The sequence below is a fragment of the Myxococcus sp. CA033 genome, assembly GCF_013336625.1.
GTDB lineage: Bacteria > Myxococcota > Myxococcia > Myxococcales > Myxococcaceae > Myxococcus > Myxococcus llanfairpwllgwyngyllgogerychwyrndrobwllllantysiliogogogochensis.
The window spans coordinates 141,051-163,253 of sequence record NZ_JABUMU010000008.1 but is presented as its reverse complement, the minus strand read 5'-3'; the positions used below and the strand labels follow the sequence as shown (position 1 = coordinate 163,253).

Here is a 22,203-nt window from a genome sequence, read left to right as displayed (position 1 = left end):
TCAGACGTGCCCTTCATCCGTGATGGGAGGAAGCCCCAGATTCGGGCCGGCAATCGCCAAGACAGGCCCGGCATTCCCCTGGGTGAGCTTATCGAACATCGAGCGGATTCTCTGAACCTCCTCGTCGCGCTTCCTCTTCTCCTCCTCGTCGGTCGTCTTGTCGGAGGAATGCGTGACCAGCCATTTGTTGAAGAGCTTCTTCATCTGGGGGTCGCCCAGGTAGTTCTGCACGCCAATCGCGGCGGCGATATCCGACTGGAGGGTCAACCGTTGTGCGGGCTGGAGGCGGGGCGCCTGTTCCTGGTGCAGCATGAGTGCGCCCATCGACCCATCCAACAGGGGCCGGGGCACGGACTCGCCCCGGACCAGACGCTGCCACGCCGCGTACTCGCGAAGGACCTCCTGGTTCTTGTCACCGGCCCACACATCCACCTCGGTTCCCGTACGGTCCACGTCGCCCGTCGTGCTCCACCGGGGAATGACCGAGCCCGGGCAGGCCGCGAGCACCTGCTCACGCGCCTGGGCCGTCGCAACCTTGAGCTCCCGGCCAAGGTTCGCGCCCGTCTTCTTGTAGAGGTCGACGCAGTCCTGCCAGAACGACCGCACCTGCGTCTGTCCACCCGGTGAACGGTTCAACACGGCATTCCACACGTCGTCCCCATCGACGCGCGGAATGGCGCTCAAATCACGGACCGTCGCGTCGGCGTGCGAGCCCTGGAAGGTCTCGAACATCGTGTGGAAGCCACTCACCCGCTTGTCGTAATACAAGCGCCAGAGCACGGCGTAGCCGGCGGAGATGACGAGCCCCAAGGGGATGTTGGCGAGCGCGGGCACCGTCGGCACGAGCGCGAGCCACGCCAGGATGCGCCCCTGGTTGTGGCCCGACGTGCCCGCGTAGAGCGGCGCGAGCATGAGTCTCGACGAGACGACGTTGGGACAGAACTCGTTGCGACTCCACCCCGTCGCGAACGGAAAGGGATTGGCCGCCGGGTTTCCGTATCCGGGGTCGTGTGGCGTCGCGCTCTGATGGACACGCATCGACACCGGCCACCCGCCGCATCCCGCGACGTTGCCGGGGAGTCCTCCCAGCGTGGCATGGTCGAACTCCACCCGGATGTGAGCGCTGTGCGCCTTGCCACCCGGCAGGATGCGCGCCAGGTCGCTGATCATCACCTGGTACCTCGCCACCGGTGGCAACATCCGCCAACGGCGGTACTCTTTGCCGCCGTCGAGCCCCTGGAAGTCAGCGATGTGTTGCGCGTTCGCGCGGGCACGCGTCACCGGGGAGTCGTTCAGGCAGTCATGCAGCGCTCCAAGCACGCGAGTCGCCACCTGGAGCGCGGTCAGGGCCTGACCCGGGCCCGACCTCTCCAGCGCGATGCCTCGAAGATAGTACGGCAGGTATTCCCACATCGCGGGAGTGGCCGTGGGCGCGGCGACCGCGGCGGCCACCGCGTCGAGCATCTGCAACTGGAGCGCGGCCAGTCCCCTGCTGCGCAGCAGTGACAACACCGAGATCTTCTCGATGGTTCGCGAGGGCCAGGAGGTGACTTCGCCGACGATGGCGCGGGCCGCTTCCGTCACGTTGCGATAGATCTGGATGCGATCCCTGCGACCCGCGACATTCAGCTCACTGAAGAAGGGCAGGTTCGCCAGGTTGTTCAGCGTCGCCTGATTGAGCCCGTGTTTGCTCCACAGCCGGTTGTATTGCTCGTCCACGGTGGAGCGGTGCGCATCGCGACTGCCCAGGTTGCCCGACAGCGGGCTCAGCCAGACCTTGAGCAGCTTCAGGTACTGCTTCTGGACCGCCTCGGTGACGAACGCCCCCGCGTTGATGGAGAAATCCAGCCCCCAGACGGTGGTGGCGCGTGCGACGAGCGCGCGGCACACGGGGTCCGCCGCCGCCACGGTGAGCAGCCGCCTTCCGAACACCTGGGGATCCGCGTCGATGGAGTACCAGGGGACGACGCGGGTGGCGTTGTTCAGCTTGGGATAGGTCCCGGTGTAGTTCGCGATGAGGATGGCCGGATTGGCCGTGGTGATGGCGGTGTCATTACCGTCGGCGGTGTTTCTCAAGAAGATCATCATGGCGGCGTCACCCTTTTGACGTCGCCTTGAGCAAGGAGCGTACCGACACGGGAGCATGTCCCGTGCGGGCAAGGGTCCCTGACGACCGCGCCCCTGGCGTTCCAACGTGACGCGACTGCGTCTGACGGGAACGCGCGGAACCTTTCGCGCCCGCCTGCTGTCGGAGGTTCCGGCGATTCCAAGACACGGAGGCAGCAAATGAGGCGGAACCCCAGGGCCGTCATGGGTGTCGTGTGCGCACTCGCGGTGGGCAGCATGATGTTCGCGTGCCGTTCGAGCGAGGAGGGCGCCAACGCCCCGGCGAAGGCACAGGGCGACACTGACGGAGCCCCCGTCTTCGCCGACAAGGCAGGGCTGATCGTGACGCCCGAGCCCTCGAAGCAAGCGCCTGAGCCCGCGTCCGCATCGGCCCCAGCACCAGCACCCTCCTCGGCCCCGCCCTCCGCCAAGCGCAGCCACCTCAATTCGCAAGGTCTTGGCGTGTTCGGCACCGGCGCGGGCGGCGGCGGCCTGGGGAGCAGGCTGGGCCCGGCCATTGGCTCCATGGGAACGGGCTCCATCGGAACGAAGGGCCGCGGCGGAAGCAGCTCGAACTACGGCTCCGCCAAGGCCCCGTCGGGCTCCAACGGCCCACACCGAGTGCACCCCATGGCCGTCCTGGCCGGGAAACTGAACACGACGCCCGAGGAAGATCCTGCCGCCGCACAGCGCGCGGAGGCCGCACTCGACACGGTGGTGAATCCCTTCGTGACGACGCAGGAAGACCGGCTCTCCACCTTCGCGGTGGACGTGGACACGGCCTCGTACACGATGACGCGACGGGCGCTGATGGAAGGCTCGCTTCCACCGCGTGACGCCGTGCGCGTGGAGGAGCTGCTCAACTACTTCCGCTACACGTATCCGGACCCTCGGCCGAGCGACGGCCCCTTCGCCGTGCACATGGACGCCGCGCCGTCACCCTTCACCCCGAAGCGACACCTGCTGCGCGTGGGAGTCCAGGGCAAGCGACTGAGCATCTCCGAGCGGAAGCCCGCGCACCTCACCTTCCTCGTGGACGTCTCCGGGTCGATGAGCTCACCGGACCGCCTGCCGCTGGCCCAGCGCGCCCTGCGCATGCTGGTGGACAACCTGCGTGACGGCGACACGGTGGCGCTCGTCACCTACGCGGGGAACGTGCGCCGGGTGCTCGGCCCCACGGGCATGGAGCGCAAGGCCCTCATCCACTCCGCCATCGAGGACCTCACCGCCGGAGGCTCCACCGCGATGGGCTCGGGCATCGAGCTCGCGTACCAGGAAGCGATGAAGACCCTGGATGGGACCTCCTTCTCGCGCGTCATCATCCTCTCGGACGGCGACGCCAACGTGGGCAGGACGTCGCACGAGGACATCCTGAAGACCATCCAGGGCCACGTGAAGGAAGGCATCACCCTCACCACCGTGGGCTTCGGCATGGGGAACTACAAGGACACCACGATGGAGCAGCTCGCGAACAAGGGGAACGGCAACTACTTCTACGTGGACTCACTGATGGCCGCGCGCCGCATCTTCCAGGAGCAGCTCGGCGGCACGCTGGAGGTCATCGCGCAGGACGTGAAGCTCCAGGTGGACTTCGACCCCGCGCAGGTCGCCCGCTATCGGCTCGTGGGCTACGAGAACCGGAACATCGCGGACCGCGACTTTCGCGACGACAGGGTGGACGCGGGCGAGCTGGGCTCCGGCCACACCGTCACCGCGCTGTACGAACTGGAGCTGAAGCCCGGCGCGGGCGAGGCACTGGCCACCGTGCGCGTGCGCGCGAAGCAGCCGCGCGCGGTGAACGCCACCGAGCGCGCGTACCCCTTCCAGGCCCACGCACTCGCGAGCACGTTCAAGGAGGCCAGCGTCGATCTGCGCTTCGCGACGGCGGTGATGGGCGCGGCGGAGCTGCTGCGCAAGAGCCCACACGCGGAGCACTGGAGCCTGGAGACGATGCGCGACATCGCACGCGCGGCGTCACCCGCGGGCAACGCGGAGCGCGAGGAGTTCCTCACGCTGCTGGAGAAGGCCCGGCCGCTGCTGCGCGGTGTCGCCGCGCGCTGAACAGAAGCGGATGGATTCCGGCACCCCTCGTTTCCAGGCGGGGCTCGTGGGGTAGACTCGCGGGTCCACCCCTACCCTGGAGCCCCTCCATGCACTCCGCGACGCAGGCAGAGATCGACGAGTCCCATGCGCAGTTTCGAGGCGCGTGGAGGAGGATGGCGCTAGCGGGACGCGCGGGTGAGGTTGTCGAGCGTCCCGAAATCTACATCGCCGCGAGCCACGTCTCGTGGGCCCTGATGAACGCGTCCTTCCTGCGCGCCCCCGCGGAGACGGAGCAGGCCCTGGCGACGTCCGTCGCCTCCGCGGCGCGCTACTTCTCCACGGGCAAGCACGCGTGGACGTTCGTCGTATCCGACGACTGGCTCGCGCCCCAGGTGCGTGAGCGGGCCGAGTCCATCCTCGCCTGGTACAAGCTCAAGCCGCTCGCGGTCATCACCGGCATGGTGGCGGACGGGCTCGCGGAGCCCACGCACCCCCTGCCCTCTCTCGAGTTCCGCCCCGTGCAAGACACCTGGGGCCGACAGGCCGTGGCGGACATCAACGCCCAGTCATACGACGCATCTCGCGAGACGGGCCGTGAGGCGTTCGACGTGGAGGCCCTCTACGGGCCGGACTCCCGAGGCTTCGTGGCCTGCCGAGGCGACGCCCCCGCCAGCAGCACCGTGGTGATGCGCGTGGACGACGTCGCATACATCGCGCTCGTCGCGACGTCGCCCGAGCACCGCCGGGTCGGCGCGGCCGAAGTCGTCATGCGACGCGCGCTTCAGGAGGCTCGCGACGCCTGGGGCATCCAGCGCACCGTGCTCCACGCCACCGAGGCAGGCCTGCCGCTCTACCTCCGCATGGGTTATCGGCCCGTGACGCGCTTCCGCGTCTACAAGGCCCCGCCTCCCGGGACGACCTGAAGCCGCGACTCACTCCGCCGACTCGACCGTCTCCGCGGAGATGACGCCCTGTTCGATGGCGAGCGCCCGCAGCCGCGCCTTCACGCGCTGGAACTGCTGGCGCAGCGCCGCGGCCCGCCGGTTCAGCGCCTCGCGCGTCAGCGGCTCGTCGGACTCCACCATGACACGCGCGATCTCCGTCCAGGGCTGACGCTGGTCCACGCGCAGCATCAACAACATCCGCTCCTGCGGCTCCAGTTGTTCCCGCAGCGCGCGGAAGCGCTCCTTCACGGCGGTGCGCTGCCAGGGGTGCGTGTCCGTGCGGTGCCGCTGGGGCTCGTTCGCCGCGGGCTCGCTCACCGGCTGTTCCCGCAGCGACGGCGAGTGGAGCTGGTGGTAGCAGGCATTGCGCGCCAGCCGGTATGCCCATGTCCGGAAGGAGCTCTCCCAACGAAAGCCCGGCAACCCCTTGACCAGGTTCTCGCTGAACAGCCCGAACGCGTCCTTCGCCAGCTCGGGGTGATGCAGTACGGACGCCATCAATCGTCGCAGCTCTGGCCCATACGTGCGCATGGCCAGCTCCACCGCCTTGCCGTACTCGCCGCGAGTGCAGAGCACGTGGAGCACCTCCTCCGCCTGCTCACGGGGCACCGCCACCTCCGCGCCCGAGACTCCCCCTGGCTCGACGTTCATGGACATCATCACGTCACGCTCCTGCTGTGGACCTGCCGGGAGGAGTCACCCCCTCGGTCCTGTGACGACGTCGTCTCACGGCCCAGGCGCGGGCTCCTCCGCTTGAAGGTCCCGCAGGGGAGGAAGCTCCAGGAGCGGATGGCCCAGCCTTCTCTCCCGCACCAGCCGTCCGTACCCCAGCGCCCCCTGCGCCTCCGCGACGCGCAACGCGTGCGCCCGAGCGAGCAGGGCCTCGTCCTCGCGCCCCATCATGGACAGCGCCTCCGCTTCCAGGCCCCGCAGCACCACCTCGTAGGAGCGCTCGCCCGTCGACCCCGCCTCCCCCAACGCCTCGTGCAGCGAGTCGAGCGCCTGGCGCTTCTGCCCAAGGAGCAGCTGGATTTCAGCCAGCATCCCCAGGTTGTGGGGCAGCCCCGCCTTGAAGCCAGAGCGTCGCCAGTGCCCGAGCGCCGCCTGCATCAGCGCCAGTCCTTCACGCGCATTGCCCAGGAGCGCCTGCGCCCAGGCGCGGATGAGCGTGGACCAGCCCAACCACAGCCGGAAGTGGTGCTCGCGGGAGAGCGCGATGTTCCTGTCACACAGCTCCAGGGCCTCGCGCGGCTCGCGGCGAAGCTGGGCCGCCAGGGCCGCGTACAACAACGCGAACGCGGAGGTGTTCGCATGGCCGATGTCCATCGCCAGCCGCAGCCCCTGTCGCGCGTGCTCGCGGGAAGCGTCGGGGGCGTCCATCACCGCGTGCAGCACCGCCGCGTAGGCCAGCGCCGCCACGCGCGGATTGACCCAGTGCTTCACGGCCAGCATCTGATGCCGCTCCAGCTCGAAGTCCGAGAACGTCAGCGCCAGCTCCACATTCTCCAGCGCTGAAGCCAGCCGCCCCCACGTGAAGAAGTCCGTGGCTCGCATCCGGTAACCCAGGGCCAGCAACTCTCGCTGCCCATGCCGTTTGCCCAGACGCACCAGTCGCTCCGCGACCTCATGGGCCTCGTCCCAGTGCGCCCGCGCGAAGGCGTGCGCGAAGGCCACCCAGTGCGGCGGTTCCAGTCGCGGCAGGTCATCCTCCAGCTCGCGCATCAGGAAGCGGACCCGCGCATGGACGGACTCGACCTCCGGCGACGAGTACCCCTGCACCTGGACCAGTGACAGCGCGAGGCCGAGCAGCAGCCGCAGCTCCTCGCCATCCAGCGTGCGCGACGGGCGCTGCGCGCGAAGCAGCGACAGGGCCTGCCGCAAGTGGCTGATGGCCTCCACGTTGGCCATGCGCCGGCTCGCCATCTCTCCGGCTCGCGCCCACCACCGGATGGCCGCCTCGGCCTGACCCGACTCGGTGTAGTGCCACGCCAACAGCTCCGGCTGGGCCTCGGTCACCTCCGGGAACTGCTCCGCCAGCACGCGGGCCACGCGACGGTGATACTGCCGCCGCGCCTTCCGCGGCAGCGAATCCGCCGCCGCGTCCTGGATGAGCGCGTGTCGGAATCCGTAGCTCGGCTCCACTGTCTCGGCTGGCTGCAACAGCCCCTCGGCCACCAGGCCTGAGAGATCCGCGCGAAGCGAGGTCTCCGTCCGCCCCGACAGCGCCGACAGCAGCGCATGGGAGAAGCTGCGCCCCACCACCGCGCAGACCTGCGCCAGCTCCTTCTGCGAACCGGGCAGCCTGTCCAACCGTGTGAGGAGCAGCTCGCGCAGCGACACGGGCACCTCCACCGATGCGGACTCGCCCCCTCGGGGCTCCTCCACCACCCGACGCGTCAGCTCCTCGGTGAAGAGGGGGATGCCGTCGGTGCGGCGCACCAGTTGGGCGACGAGCTCCGACGAGAGCGGCCTGTCCCCCGCGGCCTTCCGCACCAGCTCGCCCGCAACCGGGGGCGGCAGCCGCTCGAGGGCCAGGCGTTGGACCCTCGCATCGTCGCCCCAGGGCGGAGGCAGCGCGACACGCGACGTGAGCAACATGCAGACGCGCAGCTCCGGCAGCCGCTCCAGAAGGAAGCCCAGCAATTGCAACGAGGACGGGTCCGCCCAGTGCAGGTCCTCGACCTCGAGCAACACCGGGCGTTGCTCGGCCAGTCGCGCCAGCAGGTGCGCCAGTGCATCCAGCGTCTCCTGCTTGAGGCGCTCGGGGGCGTAGCGCAGGTGCGGCGCGCCCTCGTCACCTGAGAGCCCCACCAGCCCCGACAACAACTGCGTGCGCCCAGCGCCCAACCCGAGCACGCCCAGGCCCGCCTCCAGCTTCGCCCGGTGCTCCTTCGGCGTGCCCTCGGCGTCGAGTTGGAGCATGCGGCGCAACAAGTCGATGACCGGCGCGAACGCACTGGTGGTCGACTGGGGCCAGCACTGGCCCCGGAGCAGGTGGGCCATGAAGGGCGGCACGCGCTCACGCACCTCGCGCACCAGCCGGGACTTGCCGATGCCCGCCTCTCCCGTGACGAGCACGCACGACCCTCGGCCCGCGCGCGCCTCCTCCCACTGTTCCAGGAGGAACTGGAGCTCTCCCTTGCGTCCCACCAGCGGAGTGAGGGAGCGCGACACGAGTCCCCGGTCGAAACGACTGGTGACGCGCCGAGGCTGCACCAGCCGATACGGCGTCATATCCCGCACGCCCGACAGCCCGGTGAATCGCAGCGGCGGCATGGCTTGCGTCACGAAGGCCCCGCGCGTCAGCGCATCCGTCGAGTCGCTGATCCACACCGTCCCCGGCGTGGCCTGTCGCGCCAGCCATGCCGCCACGCGGGGCGCCTCTCCCTGGATGGAAGCATCGTCCAGCACCACCGTGTCCGTGTGCACGCCCACCGTCACGGTCAGCTTCCGCTCCGGGAGCGATGCCAGGGACTCCTGGAGCGTCGGAGCCACGGTGGCGGCGAGTCGCAGCGCTGCGCGCAGGGCACGCTCGGAATCGTCCTCTCTCGCCACGGGGTGACCGAAGCAACCCAGTACCTCCTCACCGACGCACAGCACGACCGTGCCCCCCTGCTGCCTCAGCACCTCCGAGCAGCTCCGGTGGAAGGCGGCCTCCAACTCGCCCAGGTCCTCCGCATCCAGCCGCCCGGCCAGCCCGGCCAGGTCCGCGAGGCGACAGGCGACCAGCGTCACCTGTCTTCGCTGCGGGGCCCGGACTCGCCTCGGCTCACGTCGCGGCGCCAGGCCCTCCTCCACCTCGCGCAGCCGCTCGCGCAACTCCGTTGCCGAGCGGAGCCGGGCCTCGGGCGCCTTGGCCAGCAGCTCGGCCAGGAGCCCCTCCACCGGCTCCGGCACCTCGGGCTCTCGATCACGCACCGACGGCACCGGGCCCTGCGACGTCACCCGCTCACGAATCGATTCGGGCGCGCCCAGGAAGGGTGGCTCACCGGCGAGCATCTCGTAGAGCAGCACGCCAGCGGCCCATAAATCCGTCCGGGAATCCTGCGCCTCGCCGCGCCATTGCTCGGGCGCCATGTACGGCGGCGTGCCGGCGGTGGAGAGCGTCACGTCAGGCGCGGCGCTCGCGGCCACCAGCCAGGACAAGCCGAAGTCGAGGATCTTCACCACGCCCGAGCGCGTGATGAACACGTTGCTCGGCTTGAGGTCGCGGTGGACGATGTGCCGCTCGTGCGCGTGAGCCAGCCCCGAGGCCACCGCGTCCAGGATCTCCATCGCTCGCCGGTGCCCCGGACGACCGCGCCGCAACAGGGAGGACAGGGACTCGCCCTCCAGGCACTCCATGACCAGGAAGGGAACCGGCGGCTCCGTCGGCCCGCTGCTCCAGAGGTCCACGTTGAAGATGCGGACGATGTGCTCGTGGTCCAACTGCGCGATGGCCCGCCCCTCCTGACGGAGCAGGGAGATCATCGGCGCCTCCGCGATGGATTCGTGCGGGACGAGGAACTTCAGGGCCACGGGCCGCTGGAGCTCCGTGTCGAGCGCACGGAAGACCTGCCCCATGGCGCCGCCCCCCAGCTCCTCCAGCACCTCGTAGCGCTTCCCGTCCCGGTCGCCGACGCGCATTCCAGGGACAGGCAGCCGAGGGGGCACGGACGCCCGGGCCACCTCCCGGAGAAAGGCGTCGTCGAAGTCCCCGTCCTCGATTGCGTCCGGCCCGTGCTCCAGCACGGAATCAGTACATCGCTCCTCGTCCTGGCCGCTCTCAGGCATCACCGAGTCCCCCGGATGTCTCCGCGCGCGTTGTCCTCCCCTGCCCCCCAACTCCAGGCGTGCCACGCGGCTCCTGCCTGCCCATGAACCGTCGGGTGGGACAAGCGGGCGCAGCCCCTGGTCCCACTCTGGTTCCCACCCGCCCGGGCCAGCGTCACCTCATCGGAAGCAGCCCACGCAACGGGGAAGGTGTGAATGCACCATGGCACATCGACCGTCATCACCCGCGTCCTCCAAGGCAAGCGCGAGGCACTGGATGACTTGCTGAGCTCGGCCGCCAACGCGCGGCGTGAGCTCTTCGCGGGAGTGTCCGGCCTGCACTTCGCGCGCTGGGCCCTCATCGACCTGGGGCCTCGGACCTCGGGAATGGGCCCCGCCGACCCCAGGCTCATCTTCGGCGCGGATGCAGTCCTCGACACGCGAACCACGAAGCCGGACGCGCTGGACCGCGAGTTGCTCCATGCCCTGGTCCGCTGGCTGACGACGCTCCACGAGCGCGGCGCCGACGCCGCCCACCTGTTCGACGCCATCTACCGGAACTGCGCGGGTTATCCCGAGGCGGGACTGGCCGAGCCCGAGGCCGTGGAGGACTACCTCGTGGGCCACCGCGCGCCCGCCGTCACCCGGCACGTGGACTTCGCCTACCGCTTCCAATCTCCCGAGGACCTGCGGGCCTCCGTGGACGCCCTGCGCGCGGTGAACGCGCACCTGGACACGCGGGCACCGTTGCTCGCGGAGACGCCCTGGCGGGGACGCCCGCGGGACATGCCGGACCTGCACCACGAACTGAGGGATGTCGCACGGGCCGCCGCGACGAACCTGGATGACCCCGGCTGGCGGGAGCGCCTGGCCACCGCGCGCGAATCGGCGGCGGTGTCCACGCTGGGCTACGCCTTCTATCGCTACGCCTGGGCGCTTCCCGGCATCTATCTGCTCAAGCTGAGGATGTGGCTGGGCGCGAGGAATCGGCCCGAGAGCGCGACCTCCTCGCAGGCGCATGCTTCGGAGTCCGCGCCCCCCATCCCTCCCATGAGCGACGCCATGGTGCAGAACCCCATGGTGCATGTCGCGCGCATCGTCGATGACCCGGGCGCGCTGGCCCTGGCGAGACTGGCGCTTCGCAGCGTGAACCTGCGCCTGCGACGGTACGTGGTGGGCCTCAACCACGTTCAGACCATCCACTGCGCGCGCTGGCTGGTGTACAGCGACGAGGACGGTCGGGGCCCGCACCACCTCATCTTCTTCAGCAACTACGACGACACCTGGGAGTCGTACATCGACGCGTTCGTCGACCACGCGGACGTGCGTGGCTTCCTGGAGCTCATCTGGAGTCGGACCGAAGGGTTCCCCGCGAAGTCGCGGGGCATCGACCCGACAATGCCCAAGCCGCGTCTGCCCGTGGAGCCGTTCAAGGCCTGGCTGCGCGCGCACGAGGTCCCCACGCGAGTCTGGTACAGCGCCGCGCTCGACGGGACTCCACGCCAACGTCACTCCGTCCTGCTGCTGCACAACGCGCTCCGCCTGCGTGAACTGCTCATGCGCGAGCGAATGGACCAACCCGTGAAGGGCAGAGGCGCTCGCCGCGCCCTGGCCGCGTTCCTGTCCAGGGGCGCGTGCGACCCCGGCCGTCCGCTGCTGCGCCCCATGGCCCTCGCCATCCACTCGATGTCCGCGCTGCTCGCCTCGCTTCGACACGGGCGGCGAGAGCCCCGGAGGAAACACCATGAGAACTTCCGAGCCGAGCCTTCCCACGTCACCCCCATGGAGCACGCCCCCGCCTGAGCTTTCGACGCAGGTGGACCTTCATGATGTGCAGGGCGTGCTGCTGCATGGCTACCGGCACATGGGGGAACTCACCCTGCTCTTCCTTCGCATCGACGACGCTGACGGCTGTCGAAGGTGGCTGCGTGAGCTGACGAGCGATGGGACGCTGACCCAGGCGGACCGCACCGAGCACCCGAGCGACTCCACGCGTGACAAGACGCGCGTCAACGTGGCGCTGTCCCATGCAGGGCTCGTGTCGCTCGAAGTGCAGGAAGACGTCCTCGACTCCTTTCCCCATGAGCTGCGCGAAGGCATGGCCCTCAGGGCCCGGGAGCACCTGCGCGACGTGGAGGAGAATGACCCGGACCGCTGGACGCTCGGTGGGACGCGGCACGAAGGCGCGCTGCATGTCCTGCTGCTACTCTATGCGTCGGACGCCGCGAACATGGAGCCGCTGCTTCGTGAACACCGCGAGCGGGCACAGCGCCACGGGCTGCGCGAAGTCTTCGCCCAGCGAGGCCAGCGACGCGCTCGCGAGGGAGATCCTCCGGGGTATTTCCGCGACCACTTCGGCTTCCTGGATGGCGTGTCGCAACCTCGTCTGGAGGGACTCGATGGCCCCACGACGCACCCTCGCGACTACGACCGGCCCGTGAAGCGCGGGGAGTTCCTCCTGGGCCACGCCAATGAGTACGGCGAGTGGCCCTTGTCACCGCACGTCGCGGAGCACCTGCCTGGCGCCAGCGCACTGCCTCCCGTCCCGGGCCTTCCGGGCCGAAGGGACCTGGGACACAACGGGACCTTCCTCGTCCTGCGCAAGCTGGAGCAGGACGTGCCGGCCTTCGAGTCCTTCCTGGACGAGCAGGCCTCGCTCGCGCCGGAAGGAAGCCCCGAGGAGCGACGGGAGTGGGTGGCCTCGAAGCTGGTGGGGCGAAAGCGCGACGGTGCTCCTCTCGCCGCGCCGCGACGACATCGATTGCTGCGCAGACTGCTTCCCTTCCTGTTCCAGAAGGACGGCACACCCGCGCGCGCGAGCGGCACTGGACGGCCCCAGCCCGACAACGACTTCCTCTATGCGCGGGATGATCCTCACGGGTACGGCTGCCCCATCACCGCTCACACGCGGCGATGCAACCCTCGGGACGCACTGCCTCCCTCGCCTCACGTGTCGAGCGACGTCACGCGGCGCCATCGACTCCTGCGGCGCGGATTCAACTACGAGGACCCGGAGGGCAAGGGACTCCTGTTCATCGCCCTCAACGCGCACGTGGGCCGTCAGTTCGAACTTGTCCAGCGAAGCTGGGTGCACTTCGAACAGCTCGGAGGCATTGAGGGCGTTGAGGACCCACTCGCCGGAGACGGCGGCGGACGCCTGGTCATCCCCGCGGAGCCAGTCCGGCAATGCGCGACATCTCTGCGAAAATTCGTGACTACCCGGGGAGGCGGGTACTTTTTTCTGCCGAGCCTGAAAGCGCTCTCGTTCCTGGGCATGAAAGAGCGCGCGGCGGATGACGGAAGAGGGGCCCCCCGCTCGTGAAACCGCGTGGCTGTGGCAGACTTGTTCCTCAGGGGGTTCGACGGATCCATGAGGCGCGGCAGCACACGGGAGTCCGCAAATGGCGACGTGGAATGACCTCATCCAGGCGACGCCCCGGCAGGTGGGCGGCAAGTTCCAGGATGAAGGTTCGGTGGCGCTGCTGGAGGCGCTGCTGGGGACGGAGGGGGAGCAGTTGGTCCTCTTGGGCCATCTGCATCGGGAACCGCATCTGCTGAGGGAGGGGGCTTTTCACCAAGGCCGGCTCCACCTGGAGACAGCGACGCGGCCCGAGTGCACCCGCGAGGCGCAGCTCGAGCTGCTCAAGTCCGCGAGTCACTGCTTCACGGAGGCGCTGGGCGCCGAGCGGGACACCGCGCGCGTCTCGTTGATCTCCCTGCACCTGGGGGTCTGCCGGTTGCTGCTGGGCAGTCCGAAGGACGCCAGGGAGTGGGCGGCGATGGCGAACCAGGCGGCGGTGGAGACGCTGAAGGACATCCTCACGGAGGCGACGGGTGAGCAGGGCTTCACGCGCAACCGCTACCTCGGGGGCGTGCTGAACTTCGTCATCTTCTTCACCAGCTCGGCGACGTTGGGCGCGGGCTACCTCGTCTGGGACCGAGTGATGAGCAAGCGGGCCGACAAGGTGCTGCGCCGGGCGCTGGCGCGCATGGAGCCGCTGGCTGGCTACATCGACTCGATTCGGGAGATGCGGCTGCGGCTGGGCGAGGCGGCCTCCAACGTGCCGCGCTACGTGGTGACGCACGCCGTGGACGACAGCCAATGCCTGTCACGCATCACCATCCGCGCCCTGGTGGGTGAAGGCGAGTCCGTGGACTTCAACGGACGAGAGACACGGCGGGTGTCGCGCACGGGGTCTGAGCGGATCACCACGGTCATCCGCTGAGCGTCGGGCGTCGCATGCATCGGTTGTGATGTGAACCGGTGCGACAGAACGAAGCATGGAACGTTGGAGAGGTACGGGACGTACCAATCCTACCCGCTCGAGGAATCTCCATGCCCGCTCACCGCGCTCCCCTCCTTTCCGCTTTTTTGCTCGTCGCGATCTCCGGCTGTGTCCCTGGCCTCGCGACCTCCAACCCGACCTACTTCACCGGAGGGAAATGGAGCGCGCTGGACAAACCCTACGCGCTCACACCGCTGCTCGCGTGTGCCGAGTCGGCGGACAACAACGACAAGGTCATCCAAAACATCGAGGACTACGTCGCACCGGCGCTCTGGAGCGCCTACGGCCAGGACGTCTCCACCGCGAAGGTGAAGCGCTTGAAGGGGGACAGCGAGTGGTGCGAGGCCCTCCCGAACATCGCCACCGACAAGTTCACCGTCCCGCCGAGGATGAAGCAGGACCTTGCCCGGTACGTGAAGGAGGCCGGCGCCAAGGGCATCATCATCCCGGTCGCGACCCTCTATCGCTCCCCCATCCAACGGGAACTCCGGACCGAGGACGGGACGCCGTTCGCGAGCGTGGATACGGATCGCTTCACCGCCGACGGCACCGCGCTCTTCTATGTGCACTACATCAACGAGAGCGGAGAGCTGCTCCACACCGAGCGCGCGGGCAGCGGCGGCGACGGAGACTTCAATGATCGGCTCAAGTACATGCGTGACAGCGCGGCGGCGGTCGCCAAGAGGCTGACGCAGGGAGCGCCGCCGGTCGACTTCCAATAGCGCCCGGCCCGGTCAACGCCACGGCATCGTCCATGAGCCGTGCCGAGACCATCATAGACAAGCGCTCAAGGCAGACCACTCCTGCCGCACCGTGCGAACTGTTCGACGTGCTGCTGGAGTTCGCCATCTCGCGCGGCATCTCGGCCAGGGCGAATAGCCAGACACTCGCGCGCGGGGACGCGTTCGTCAGCGAGAGTTCCTTGGATTGAAACGACGGGCCGAGCATGGTGTTCCTCATCCACGAGGACACCGCACCCGGCCCCACGGCGAATCCCCCTTCGCGCGCTCGACTACGGCGCGGGAGTGGACACCACGCACAGATGATACGAACCCGAGCGAACGCCACCCTTGAGGTCTCGCGCCGTCATCGTGACGCTGCAGTTGTTGCAAGCGCCCGTGGGGACCGCCGACGGCGTGAAGTTCGACGACTGGCCCGTGGGCGAAGAGAAGGTCCCCGCGCAGGACGCCGTCCACTGATACAGCACCGTCCCCAGGTCCGGATCATGAACATTGGCGCTCACCGCCGTGCTCTGGCCCAGCACCACCCTGCCCTCGCTCGCGGTCACCAAGAGGATGAGCGGCGGCGTGTTGAAGCTCACCTGGATGGTGACACTGCCGCCCACCTCCAGTTCCTCCGTGACCTCCACTGTCACTCGCGCCCGGCTGATGCCGTTGCGCTGATCTCTCACCGTCAGCGTCAGCGTGACGGTCTGCGCGGATGAGGGCGCCGTCCACGTGGGGTTCGCGATGGTCGCGCTGCTCAGCGTTCCCGCGGAAGCGCTCCAGGAATACGACACCAGGTCGTTCGGTACCGGGTCATGCGCCGTCGCGCCCAGGGTGAGCTGCCCACCGGCCTCCACCGTCGTGCCTGACACCGTCACCGAGTCGATGATGGGCGCATCGTTGTCCGTGTAGTGCCCCAACGTCATGTCATGGAGCGTGACGGCCACGAGCGCCGTCTCGCCTTCCACGATGGTGACCTCCGTCGCCTGTCCCTGGTACTGGAGCGCGTTGTTCGAGGCGTAGGCGGAGACCACGACGACCCGATTCGTCCCAGCGGGGATGCCAGCGATGGTGCCGCCCCAGGTGCTGCCCGTCTTCACCAGGTCCTGCTGGATGTCGGAAATGCCCAGACCGGAGATGACCACCTGGATGCGAGTGACGCTGGACTCGCTCGCCGCGAACTCCTGCGTCCCGATGACCATCTGTACCGCCCCCGCGCCCGCGGGTAACTCCTCACCACAGCCAGCGACGAGCGCCAGCAACAACCCGACGACGGGAAGACGCTTCAAAAGGTGCATGACTGTTCCCCTCTCGCGCGAAAGCGAAGATTCGCTGATGTGGCGCGAGGACTTCGGGGCCCATCAAATACAAGACAACCCATACATCCAACTGGGGCAGGTCCGACACCTTCGCGCAGGGTTTGCGCACTTCCAGTAACTCAGAACGCTGCATTTCCCAAGACACCGAGCGGGTCATTCCAGAGGCCCCTGAGTGCCCGAGCCGGCACCTCCCGGTGTTTCACGCGCCCGGCAAACCACGGGATTCCTGTCCGTGGACATACACACAGGGAGTGCGCCGGCACCCACCCTCGTGCTAGAGACATCGGCCGAACCGTCCACCTGGGAGTCTCTCTCCATGACCTCGGCTGTCCGAAACGTCCTCGCCCTCGCCCTGTTCTTCGCCTCCACGTCCGCCGTCGCCATCGAGCAGTGGGCCGACGGCCGCGCGGTGCTCCACTCCTGTGTCTACGCCAGCTCCTATGAGGCGGAGATCCGGATGTCGTACCGGAACTACACGCTGCCCTGGGGCACGTCCGTGTATCTCATCCACGGCTGGGGCGGGCTCGACAACGGCGTCGCCATCGAGTGGGACAACACGCAGACGGTCGCCGCCCCCGCGTCCGCCCCGTGGACGTGGACCGTGACGGTCCGGAACACCATCTCCAACCGCACCACCCCCAAGTGGTACGAGCACTTCGACTACGTCTGGAAGGTCGTCCTCCCGAACGGGACCGAGTTCTACGAGAAGGGCAACGGCTCCACCCACGGCTATTACTCCGCCAACCTCCTGGACATCACCAACCGCCCCTGCACGTCGAACGGCACGTTCATCGGCACTCCGTTCGCGCTGACCATCACTTCCATCGAGAAGTGGTAGTCCGTCTGGCCTCGACGCGACACCTCCGGGCACGGCTGCTGTTGTGGGCCGCCGTGCTCGGCTGTACCTCGAAGCCCCCGCCGTATGCGCTGGATTGCGCGCTGCCCACCGGGGACGTCGAGTCCCTCTGCACCCGCCTCGTCGAGCATCAGCAAGTCAATCGGCTCGAACTCACGGGCGCGCGCGAGCTGGTGGTCACCGCCCTGTCCGCGACGCGCACCACCACGCGCCTGGTGGTGGATGCGACGCTCCAAGGCGGCTTTCGCAACCCCGCGGACCAGAACCTTTATCTGTTCCTGGGCGAGCCCACCGACGGCGCCCCCACGACGTATTCGCTGACGGCGGACCCGCAGTACGCCGCGGACCTGGGCTACCTGGTGCGCACCGCGCTGGAGCTGCCCCATCGACTGGACGTGCGCGTGGGCCTGATGGCGCCGCGCACGCAGGGCTATACGCCCCAGGTCTACGTGCGCGACACGGTCCGCGCGGACGCTGTGGGCCCCGACGCGGAGGTGCTCGTGCAGGTGGATGGCGCCCGGGTCCACGTGGAGGTGCCCCTGGAGCGCTACTACGCCCTCAAGGGTGTTCCCGTTCCTGACGCCCTCTCCGTCACCCTCGCCACCGCCCGCGACTACGTGGGCTTCGTGGACCACCTCACCGTCCCCTCCGTGGCCCCGGGTGACATGAGACTCGCCGCGACTCGCACCACGGAGCCCGTGCTCTACCCTTCGCTCAACGCGCGCGCCCACCGTTTCAAAGCTGTGACATTGCGCCGGGACGAGGCCGTCACCAGCGTCGAGCTGGAGATGGCTGCCCCCATCACCGACTGGGCCCAGACAAACCTCCAGTTCTTCTTCATCCCCCTGCCACCCACCGCACCACGCCAGGTCCTCCAGGACGCCGCGCACGCGGTGGACCTGCCCTATGCCTGGTCCTGGTATTGCGCCGTGTATTCCCCCCGCCGCGTCTTTTGCCGAGCCTCCGGGGGGCTCGACTTCTCCTACGACACCGCCTACGCCGAGCGCACCGAGCTGCCCACGCTCACCGGCGTCCGCTTCCGCGAGACGGCCCCGGGCCGCTACATCCTGGAGTCCCCCAACACCTCCGTGGGCGCGGGCCCCGAGGGCTTCGCGGTGATGCTCGCTGCGGGGCGAGATGGCTTCGCCCCCACCGCGTTCTACGGCAAGCCTCCACCCGCCAGATGACAGACAATCTCTCGAGCTGAGTCCAAGCCACGTCCCCGGTATCCATGAAGCAAACACTCACCTCGCGCCCTGTCCTGTTCGCCGCGCTCGCCCTGGCGGCGCTTTACGGGGCGGTGCTCATCGTGACCCGGCTGGATGTCTTCAGCATCGACGTCGCCGGACATCTCGCCAGTGGAATGGCGGTGCGCCGAGGGTACTTCCACCAGTTCAACGACAGCGCCTTCCTGGGCTACGTCCAGAACCTCTTCTACCCGCCGCTCGAGGACCTGCTGTTGGGGGCGCTGCTCTGGCTTCCACTGGAGCCCATCACCACGTTCAAGCTGTTCCTGTCACTGCTGGTGGCGGGCTACTTCGCGGGCGTGGGCGCCCTGGCGCTCCGCTTCGAGCGGCCAGCAGTCCGCTGGCTGTTCGTCCTCGCCTCGGTGCTGCTCTTCTACACGCACAAGGCGGAGGGCTTCGCACAGGGCCTCTGCTTCCTGGACCTGTTCCGGGTGGGCATCACCAGTCAGTTCCTCGGCGCGGTGTTCTTCTTCGCGGTGACCGCCGAGCTGTACGGCACACCGCGACCACTGAGGCTGGCGTTGCTCCTGGCCGGAGTGGTCCTGTCACACCTCATCATGGGCCTGGCCTCGGGAGTGCTCGTGCTCCTGTCGCTACCTCGGATTGTCCGGGTGCCTCGACTCATGGGGGCGCTGGTGCTCGGCGCGGGACTGAGCGCGTTCTTCTGGCTGCCCTTCCTCTCCTACCGGGGGTTGATGGTCAGCAACCGCGTCATGGTGGAACAGACGGGCTGGAGCGTCGCGCTCGCGTGCCTGCCCGTGGCGCTGTTCGGCTGGACACGCGGCATGCGCCTGCTCGCGGCCAGCACCGTGACGCTGCTCCTGCCCTCCCTCTTCGCGCGTGTCTTCGAGGACGCCGCGTGGCTGCCCTCGCTCCACTACTACCGCTTCGACATCTGCGGCCTCGTGCTCGTCCCCGCCGTCGCGGCGGCGGTGCTGGACGCCCTGCCCGCGACGACGCCCCCGTGGAGAACCCGGCTGGTGCGCGGCGCCGCGCTCGTGGCCCTGTCGCTCGTGACGTGGCTCTTTCCGCTGCGGTCGGGCCTCACGCTGCCGGACAGGCTCGCGCAAGGAACTCGCTTCGAGCGGGAGGCCGCGCCCATTCCGGATGAGCGCTTCGGACGCCACTTCGTCCTGGAATACCGACGGGCCTTCGACTTCGCGGTGGAGAGCTACCTGGGGGCGATGGACGAGGAGTTCAAAGGTCCCAAGGGCCTCTTCTGGGAGAGCAACACCGCCAACCACCTGGTCAGCTCGTACATGGCCACGCTCGTGGGGCGGCCCGTCATCCTCGACCACTTCTACTTCGGCAGCTTCACGTGCCCCTTCCAGCAGTGCGTGCTGGACCACTTCCTCGCGGACTTCAACGTCACCCGCTTCTCGGTGGACGCGCGGGTGCTGGCCGCGCGCCCCGTGGAGCCGGGCACTCCACTGGAGGCCATCACCGCCCGCGCCGCCTGCTACACGCGGACGCTGGAGTTGGGTGGAACCTCGCGCTTCCGGCTCGTGCCCGAGCCCTCGTTCTCGGTGAATGGCGCGCCCTTCCGCACCCTGCGAGTCGAACCTCGAGCAGACATCCCGGGCGGCCCCGCCCTCAACTCCGCCGTGGAAGTGTTTGCTCCGTCCGAGCTGATGCCCTTTGAGCGAGAGGAGCGGTTCTTCTACAACGCTTATTTCCATCCCATCGGCCCCGCCTGCGAGGCGCGCATCCACCTGCGACAGACGCTCGTGGGCGACGCGGAATGGCAGCCGTTGCACGACGCGCTCGCCCACGCGGGGCCCTCTGTGAACCTGCCGCCCGAGCCCGTCTCGTTGCACAAGGAAGGGCGAGGAACCTATCGCCTGGAGCTTCCCGAGGGAGGCCCGCGACTCTTCAAGGTGAAGCTGGCGTGGTTTCCCGGCATGCGGCTGGTGAATGAGCAGGGCATCGAGCAGCCCCTCTTTCGCGCATACCCGCATCTGCTCGGCCTGGGACAAGGAACGCTTCGACTGGAGTACCGGCGACCGCCCATCCTCTGGGCGGGCTATGTCATCAGCGCGATGTCCTGGGCGCTGCTCATGACCCTGGCGCTCATGGCGCGGAGACAGTCCAGACACCCGTCCGCCTGACGCCCCGCGACGGCACACAAAGACTCGCAACGCTTTCACGGGGTTTAACGACTTTGCACTGATGATATTGTTGAAGCGCGGTCCTTCACCCGAATCACGTTCCAGGAGACGCGCATGGCGACGAACTTCATGGCAGCGACGATGCTCGGAGCTGGGTTGTTCTTGATGGCCTGTGGTGGACCCGCCGACATCGAGGACCCCGGTGCGGACTCGCTGACCACGCAGGGCGCGGCCCTGTCGGCCTCGCTCGCCTGCTCCCAGGACTTCAGCGGCGTCACCTGCACGGCGACCGTCACGGACGGCATTCCGCCGTTCACCTACTCCTGGACCCAGCAGCACTTCCTGTACGCGACGAACAGGACCTACACGTCCGGGCCCACCGCGGGCGGCGCCACCCGAAGCTTCTCGTGTCCCGGGCCTGATGGAACCGGAACGTTCCGCTACGACTTGAGGGCCAGGGTGACGGTGACGGACTCCACGGGAGCTTCGGTGGGCACCGGCTACGGCCCGTACTTCTCCTGCTCCTGAGCCGTTCCGTCACACCCCGCCCCACACCTGGAGTCCGGGCTCTTTCAGGTTTTGCAGGGACTGAGCGTCAGACCCCACCGCCATAGTTCCAGGAGGAGGGAGATGGTGACGGCTCAAGCGTTGTTGGTGTTCGTTCCGGTGGTGCTCGCGCTCGTAGCGGCGGTGGCCATCCGGCGCCCGCGGCGGCGGACGCGGCGACTCAAGGTTCGCGAAGGGTACCCGCCGTACCCTTCGCCCACGGTGACTGGGTGAGCCGGGGCTCGGACTGACGCCCCGGCTCGGCCCGGACGAGCCCCTCCCCCGAGGTCGCTCGTCCCTTTCCGTCAATTCAGAAGTCCTTGATGCGGTCGACCAGGTCCTCGTGTTCGACGAACTGGTTGACGTTGCCCTGGATGTCCGAGACGCGCTGGTTGCGCGCGTGCTCCGCGGTGTCCACGACGTCCAGGTCATTCCACTCGCGCAGCACGGCCTCTTCCGCATCCGGGATGGGCTTGCTGTAGGTGGAGGAGAAATAGAACATCGCGCGCGCGACGTTGCCCTTGTGCGAGTCGGGCGGCTCGAACACCGTGCGCCCCTGAGCGTCGGTTCCAAACTTCGCGCCGTTCTCACTCCACTTCACGTTGACCACCTCGCCGAAGGGCCAGTTGCCCCGCTTCGCGTTGGTCTTGCTGTCAGTGGGGAACAGGTGGTGCAGGTCGCTCTTCGCGACGCCCGTGGCGCCCTTCGACTGGGGCCAGGTGTGCTCCACGTTCATGTCGGAGTTCTTGGGCAGCTTGCCGCCCTCGATTTCCCGGCCGGTGTACACGCACGCCACCTTGCCGTTCACCACATCGAGCTCGCCGAAGATGACCTTGCGCGCCTCGGTGTAGCTCTTCACGTGCTTGCCGGAGGACGACTCCTTGATGGCGCGAAGCAGCGCGGCGTCCCGGAGCCCCTCGAAGGGATCACTCCCCTCTGACGGCGCCGGCGGGGTGGGCGCCTCCGTCCTGGCCGGGCTCTTCTTCGCGGCGGGCGCCTGCTCGAACGTATCCTTGAGGCCCAGGGCGGCGACGTTCCGCGCCTGGGGCGACGACACGTCTTGAGAGGGACGGGTCCCCACGCCAGCAGTGGATGAATTGACGAGCAGACGAGTCAGCGGGCGGGGGGAACCGACAACGGTCATGCCGGGGTTATCGACCGACCCATCCGGCAGTTGCGTTCCGTGACGACAAAAAATACGACTGTGACGGCAAGTCCCTGAGGAGGGGTGGCGGAGCTACACTCCGAGTCTCGCCCTCCCATTTCCGGGT

At 68.3% G+C, this 22,203-nt stretch carries 17 protein-coding genes; 12 read left to right on the top strand and 5 right to left on the bottom strand.

All coding sequences use genetic code 11. From position 1 onward, the window contains the following. Nucleotides 1-2,088 (bottom strand): hypothetical protein, encoded by a 2,088-nt coding sequence (locus HUA78_RS21390; protein WP_174477038.1) that lies wholly within the window; start codon nt 2,086-2,088, stop codon nt 1-3. Nucleotides 2,089-2,286: 198 nt separating this feature from the next. Between HUA78_RS21390 and HUA78_RS21385 the strand changes: the two genes are divergently transcribed. Further along, complete coding sequence (locus HUA78_RS21385; protein WP_254623823.1) at nt 2,287-4,167, top strand: von Willebrand factor type A domain-containing protein; 1,881 nt, start codon at nt 2,287-2,289, stop codon at nt 4,165-4,167. 89 nt (nt 4,168-4,256) lie between these two features. Beyond that, nucleotides 4,257-5,072, top strand: a complete 816-nt coding sequence (locus HUA78_RS21380) for a GNAT family N-acetyltransferase (RefSeq protein WP_174456670.1) — start codon at nt 4,257-4,259, stop codon at nt 5,070-5,072. Nucleotides 5,073-5,081: 9 nt separating this feature from the next. Here the strand turns inward: HUA78_RS21380 and HUA78_RS21375 are convergent, their stop codons facing one another. After that, nucleotides 5,082-5,753 (bottom strand): RNA polymerase sigma factor, encoded by a 672-nt coding sequence (locus HUA78_RS21375; protein WP_254614888.1) that lies wholly within the window; start codon nt 5,751-5,753, stop codon nt 5,082-5,084. A 66-nt stretch (nt 5,754-5,819) separates the two neighbouring features. Then, nucleotides 5,820-9,866, bottom strand: a complete 4,047-nt coding sequence (locus tag HUA78_RS21370; RefSeq protein WP_174477037.1) for a protein kinase — start codon at nt 9,864-9,866, stop codon at nt 5,820-5,822. Between the two features lie 195 nt (nt 9,867-10,061). Between HUA78_RS21370 and HUA78_RS21365 the strand changes: the two genes are divergently transcribed. The 5 genes from HUA78_RS21365 (at nt 10,062) to HUA78_RS21345 (ending at nt 15,062) form a co-directional block, all read left to right on the top strand. Next, nucleotides 10,062-11,648, top strand: coding sequence for a hypothetical protein (locus tag HUA78_RS21365; protein ID WP_174477036.1), 1,587 nt, complete (start codon nt 10,062-10,064; stop codon nt 11,646-11,648). Next, nucleotides 11,590-13,167 carry a Dyp-type peroxidase domain-containing protein gene (locus tag HUA78_RS21360; protein ID WP_174477035.1) on the top strand — a complete coding sequence of 526 codons (1,578 nt, stop codon included), beginning with the start codon at nt 11,590-11,592 and terminating at the stop codon, nt 13,165-13,167. The genes HUA78_RS21365 and HUA78_RS21360 overlap by 59 nt, the downstream gene beginning before the upstream one ends. Nucleotides 13,168-13,246: 79 nt before the next feature. Next, nucleotides 13,247-14,071, top strand: a complete 825-nt coding sequence (locus HUA78_RS21355) for a hypothetical protein (RefSeq protein ID WP_141643747.1) — start codon at nt 13,247-13,249, stop codon at nt 14,069-14,071. Between the two features lie 146 nt (nt 14,072-14,217). Beyond that, nucleotides 14,218-14,853: a hypothetical protein gene (locus tag HUA78_RS21350; protein ID WP_174477034.1), complete on the top strand. Its 636-nt coding sequence runs from the start codon at nt 14,218-14,220 to the stop codon at nt 14,851-14,853. A gap of 32 nt (nt 14,854-14,885) precedes the next feature. Then, nucleotides 14,886-15,062 (top strand): hypothetical protein, encoded by a 177-nt coding sequence (locus HUA78_RS21345; protein ID WP_174477033.1) that lies wholly within the window; start codon nt 14,886-14,888, stop codon nt 15,060-15,062. A gap of 81 nt (nt 15,063-15,143) precedes the next feature. On the opposite strand, the gene HUA78_RS21340 is transcribed toward HUA78_RS21345, so the two are convergent. Beyond that, nucleotides 15,144-16,154 carry an Ig-like domain-containing protein gene (locus HUA78_RS21340; RefSeq protein WP_174477032.1) on the bottom strand — a complete coding sequence of 337 codons (1,011 nt, stop codon included), beginning with the start codon at nt 16,152-16,154 and terminating at the stop codon, nt 15,144-15,146. Between the two features lie 337 nt (nt 16,155-16,491). Here HUA78_RS21340 and HUA78_RS21335 point away from each other — a divergent pair, with 337 nt between their 5' ends. The 5 genes from HUA78_RS21335 (at nt 16,492) to HUA78_RS21315 (ending at nt 21,166) form a co-directional block, all read left to right on the top strand. After that, complete coding sequence (locus tag HUA78_RS21335; RefSeq protein ID WP_174456676.1) at nt 16,492-17,013, top strand: hypothetical protein; 522 nt, start codon at nt 16,492-16,494, stop codon at nt 17,011-17,013. Further along, nucleotides 17,007-18,218, top strand: coding sequence for a hypothetical protein (locus tag HUA78_RS21330; protein ID WP_174477031.1), 1,212 nt, complete (start codon nt 17,007-17,009; stop codon nt 18,216-18,218). The genes HUA78_RS21335 and HUA78_RS21330 overlap by 7 nt, the downstream gene beginning before the upstream one ends. 44 nt (nt 18,219-18,262) lie before the next feature. Next, nucleotides 18,263-20,386 (top strand): hypothetical protein, encoded by a 2,124-nt coding sequence (locus tag HUA78_RS21325; protein ID WP_174477030.1) that lies wholly within the window; start codon nt 18,263-18,265, stop codon nt 20,384-20,386. A 114-nt stretch (nt 20,387-20,500) separates the two neighbouring features. Continuing rightward, nucleotides 20,501-20,914 carry a hypothetical protein gene (locus tag HUA78_RS21320; protein ID WP_174477029.1) on the top strand — a complete coding sequence of 138 codons (414 nt, stop codon included), beginning with the start codon at nt 20,501-20,503 and terminating at the stop codon, nt 20,912-20,914. 102 nt (nt 20,915-21,016) lie between these two features. Further along, nucleotides 21,017-21,166 carry a hypothetical protein gene (locus HUA78_RS21315; RefSeq protein WP_174462411.1) on the top strand — a complete coding sequence of 50 codons (150 nt, stop codon included), beginning with the start codon at nt 21,017-21,019 and terminating at the stop codon, nt 21,164-21,166. A 76-nt stretch (nt 21,167-21,242) separates the two neighbouring features. On the opposite strand, the gene HUA78_RS21310 is transcribed toward HUA78_RS21315, so the two are convergent. Then, on the bottom strand, nt 21,243-22,013 hold the full coding sequence (locus HUA78_RS21310) for an endonuclease I family protein (RefSeq protein WP_371745624.1): 771 nt from the start codon (nt 22,011-22,013) through the stop codon (nt 21,243-21,245). Between the last annotated feature and the right edge of the window lie 190 nt (nt 22,014-22,203).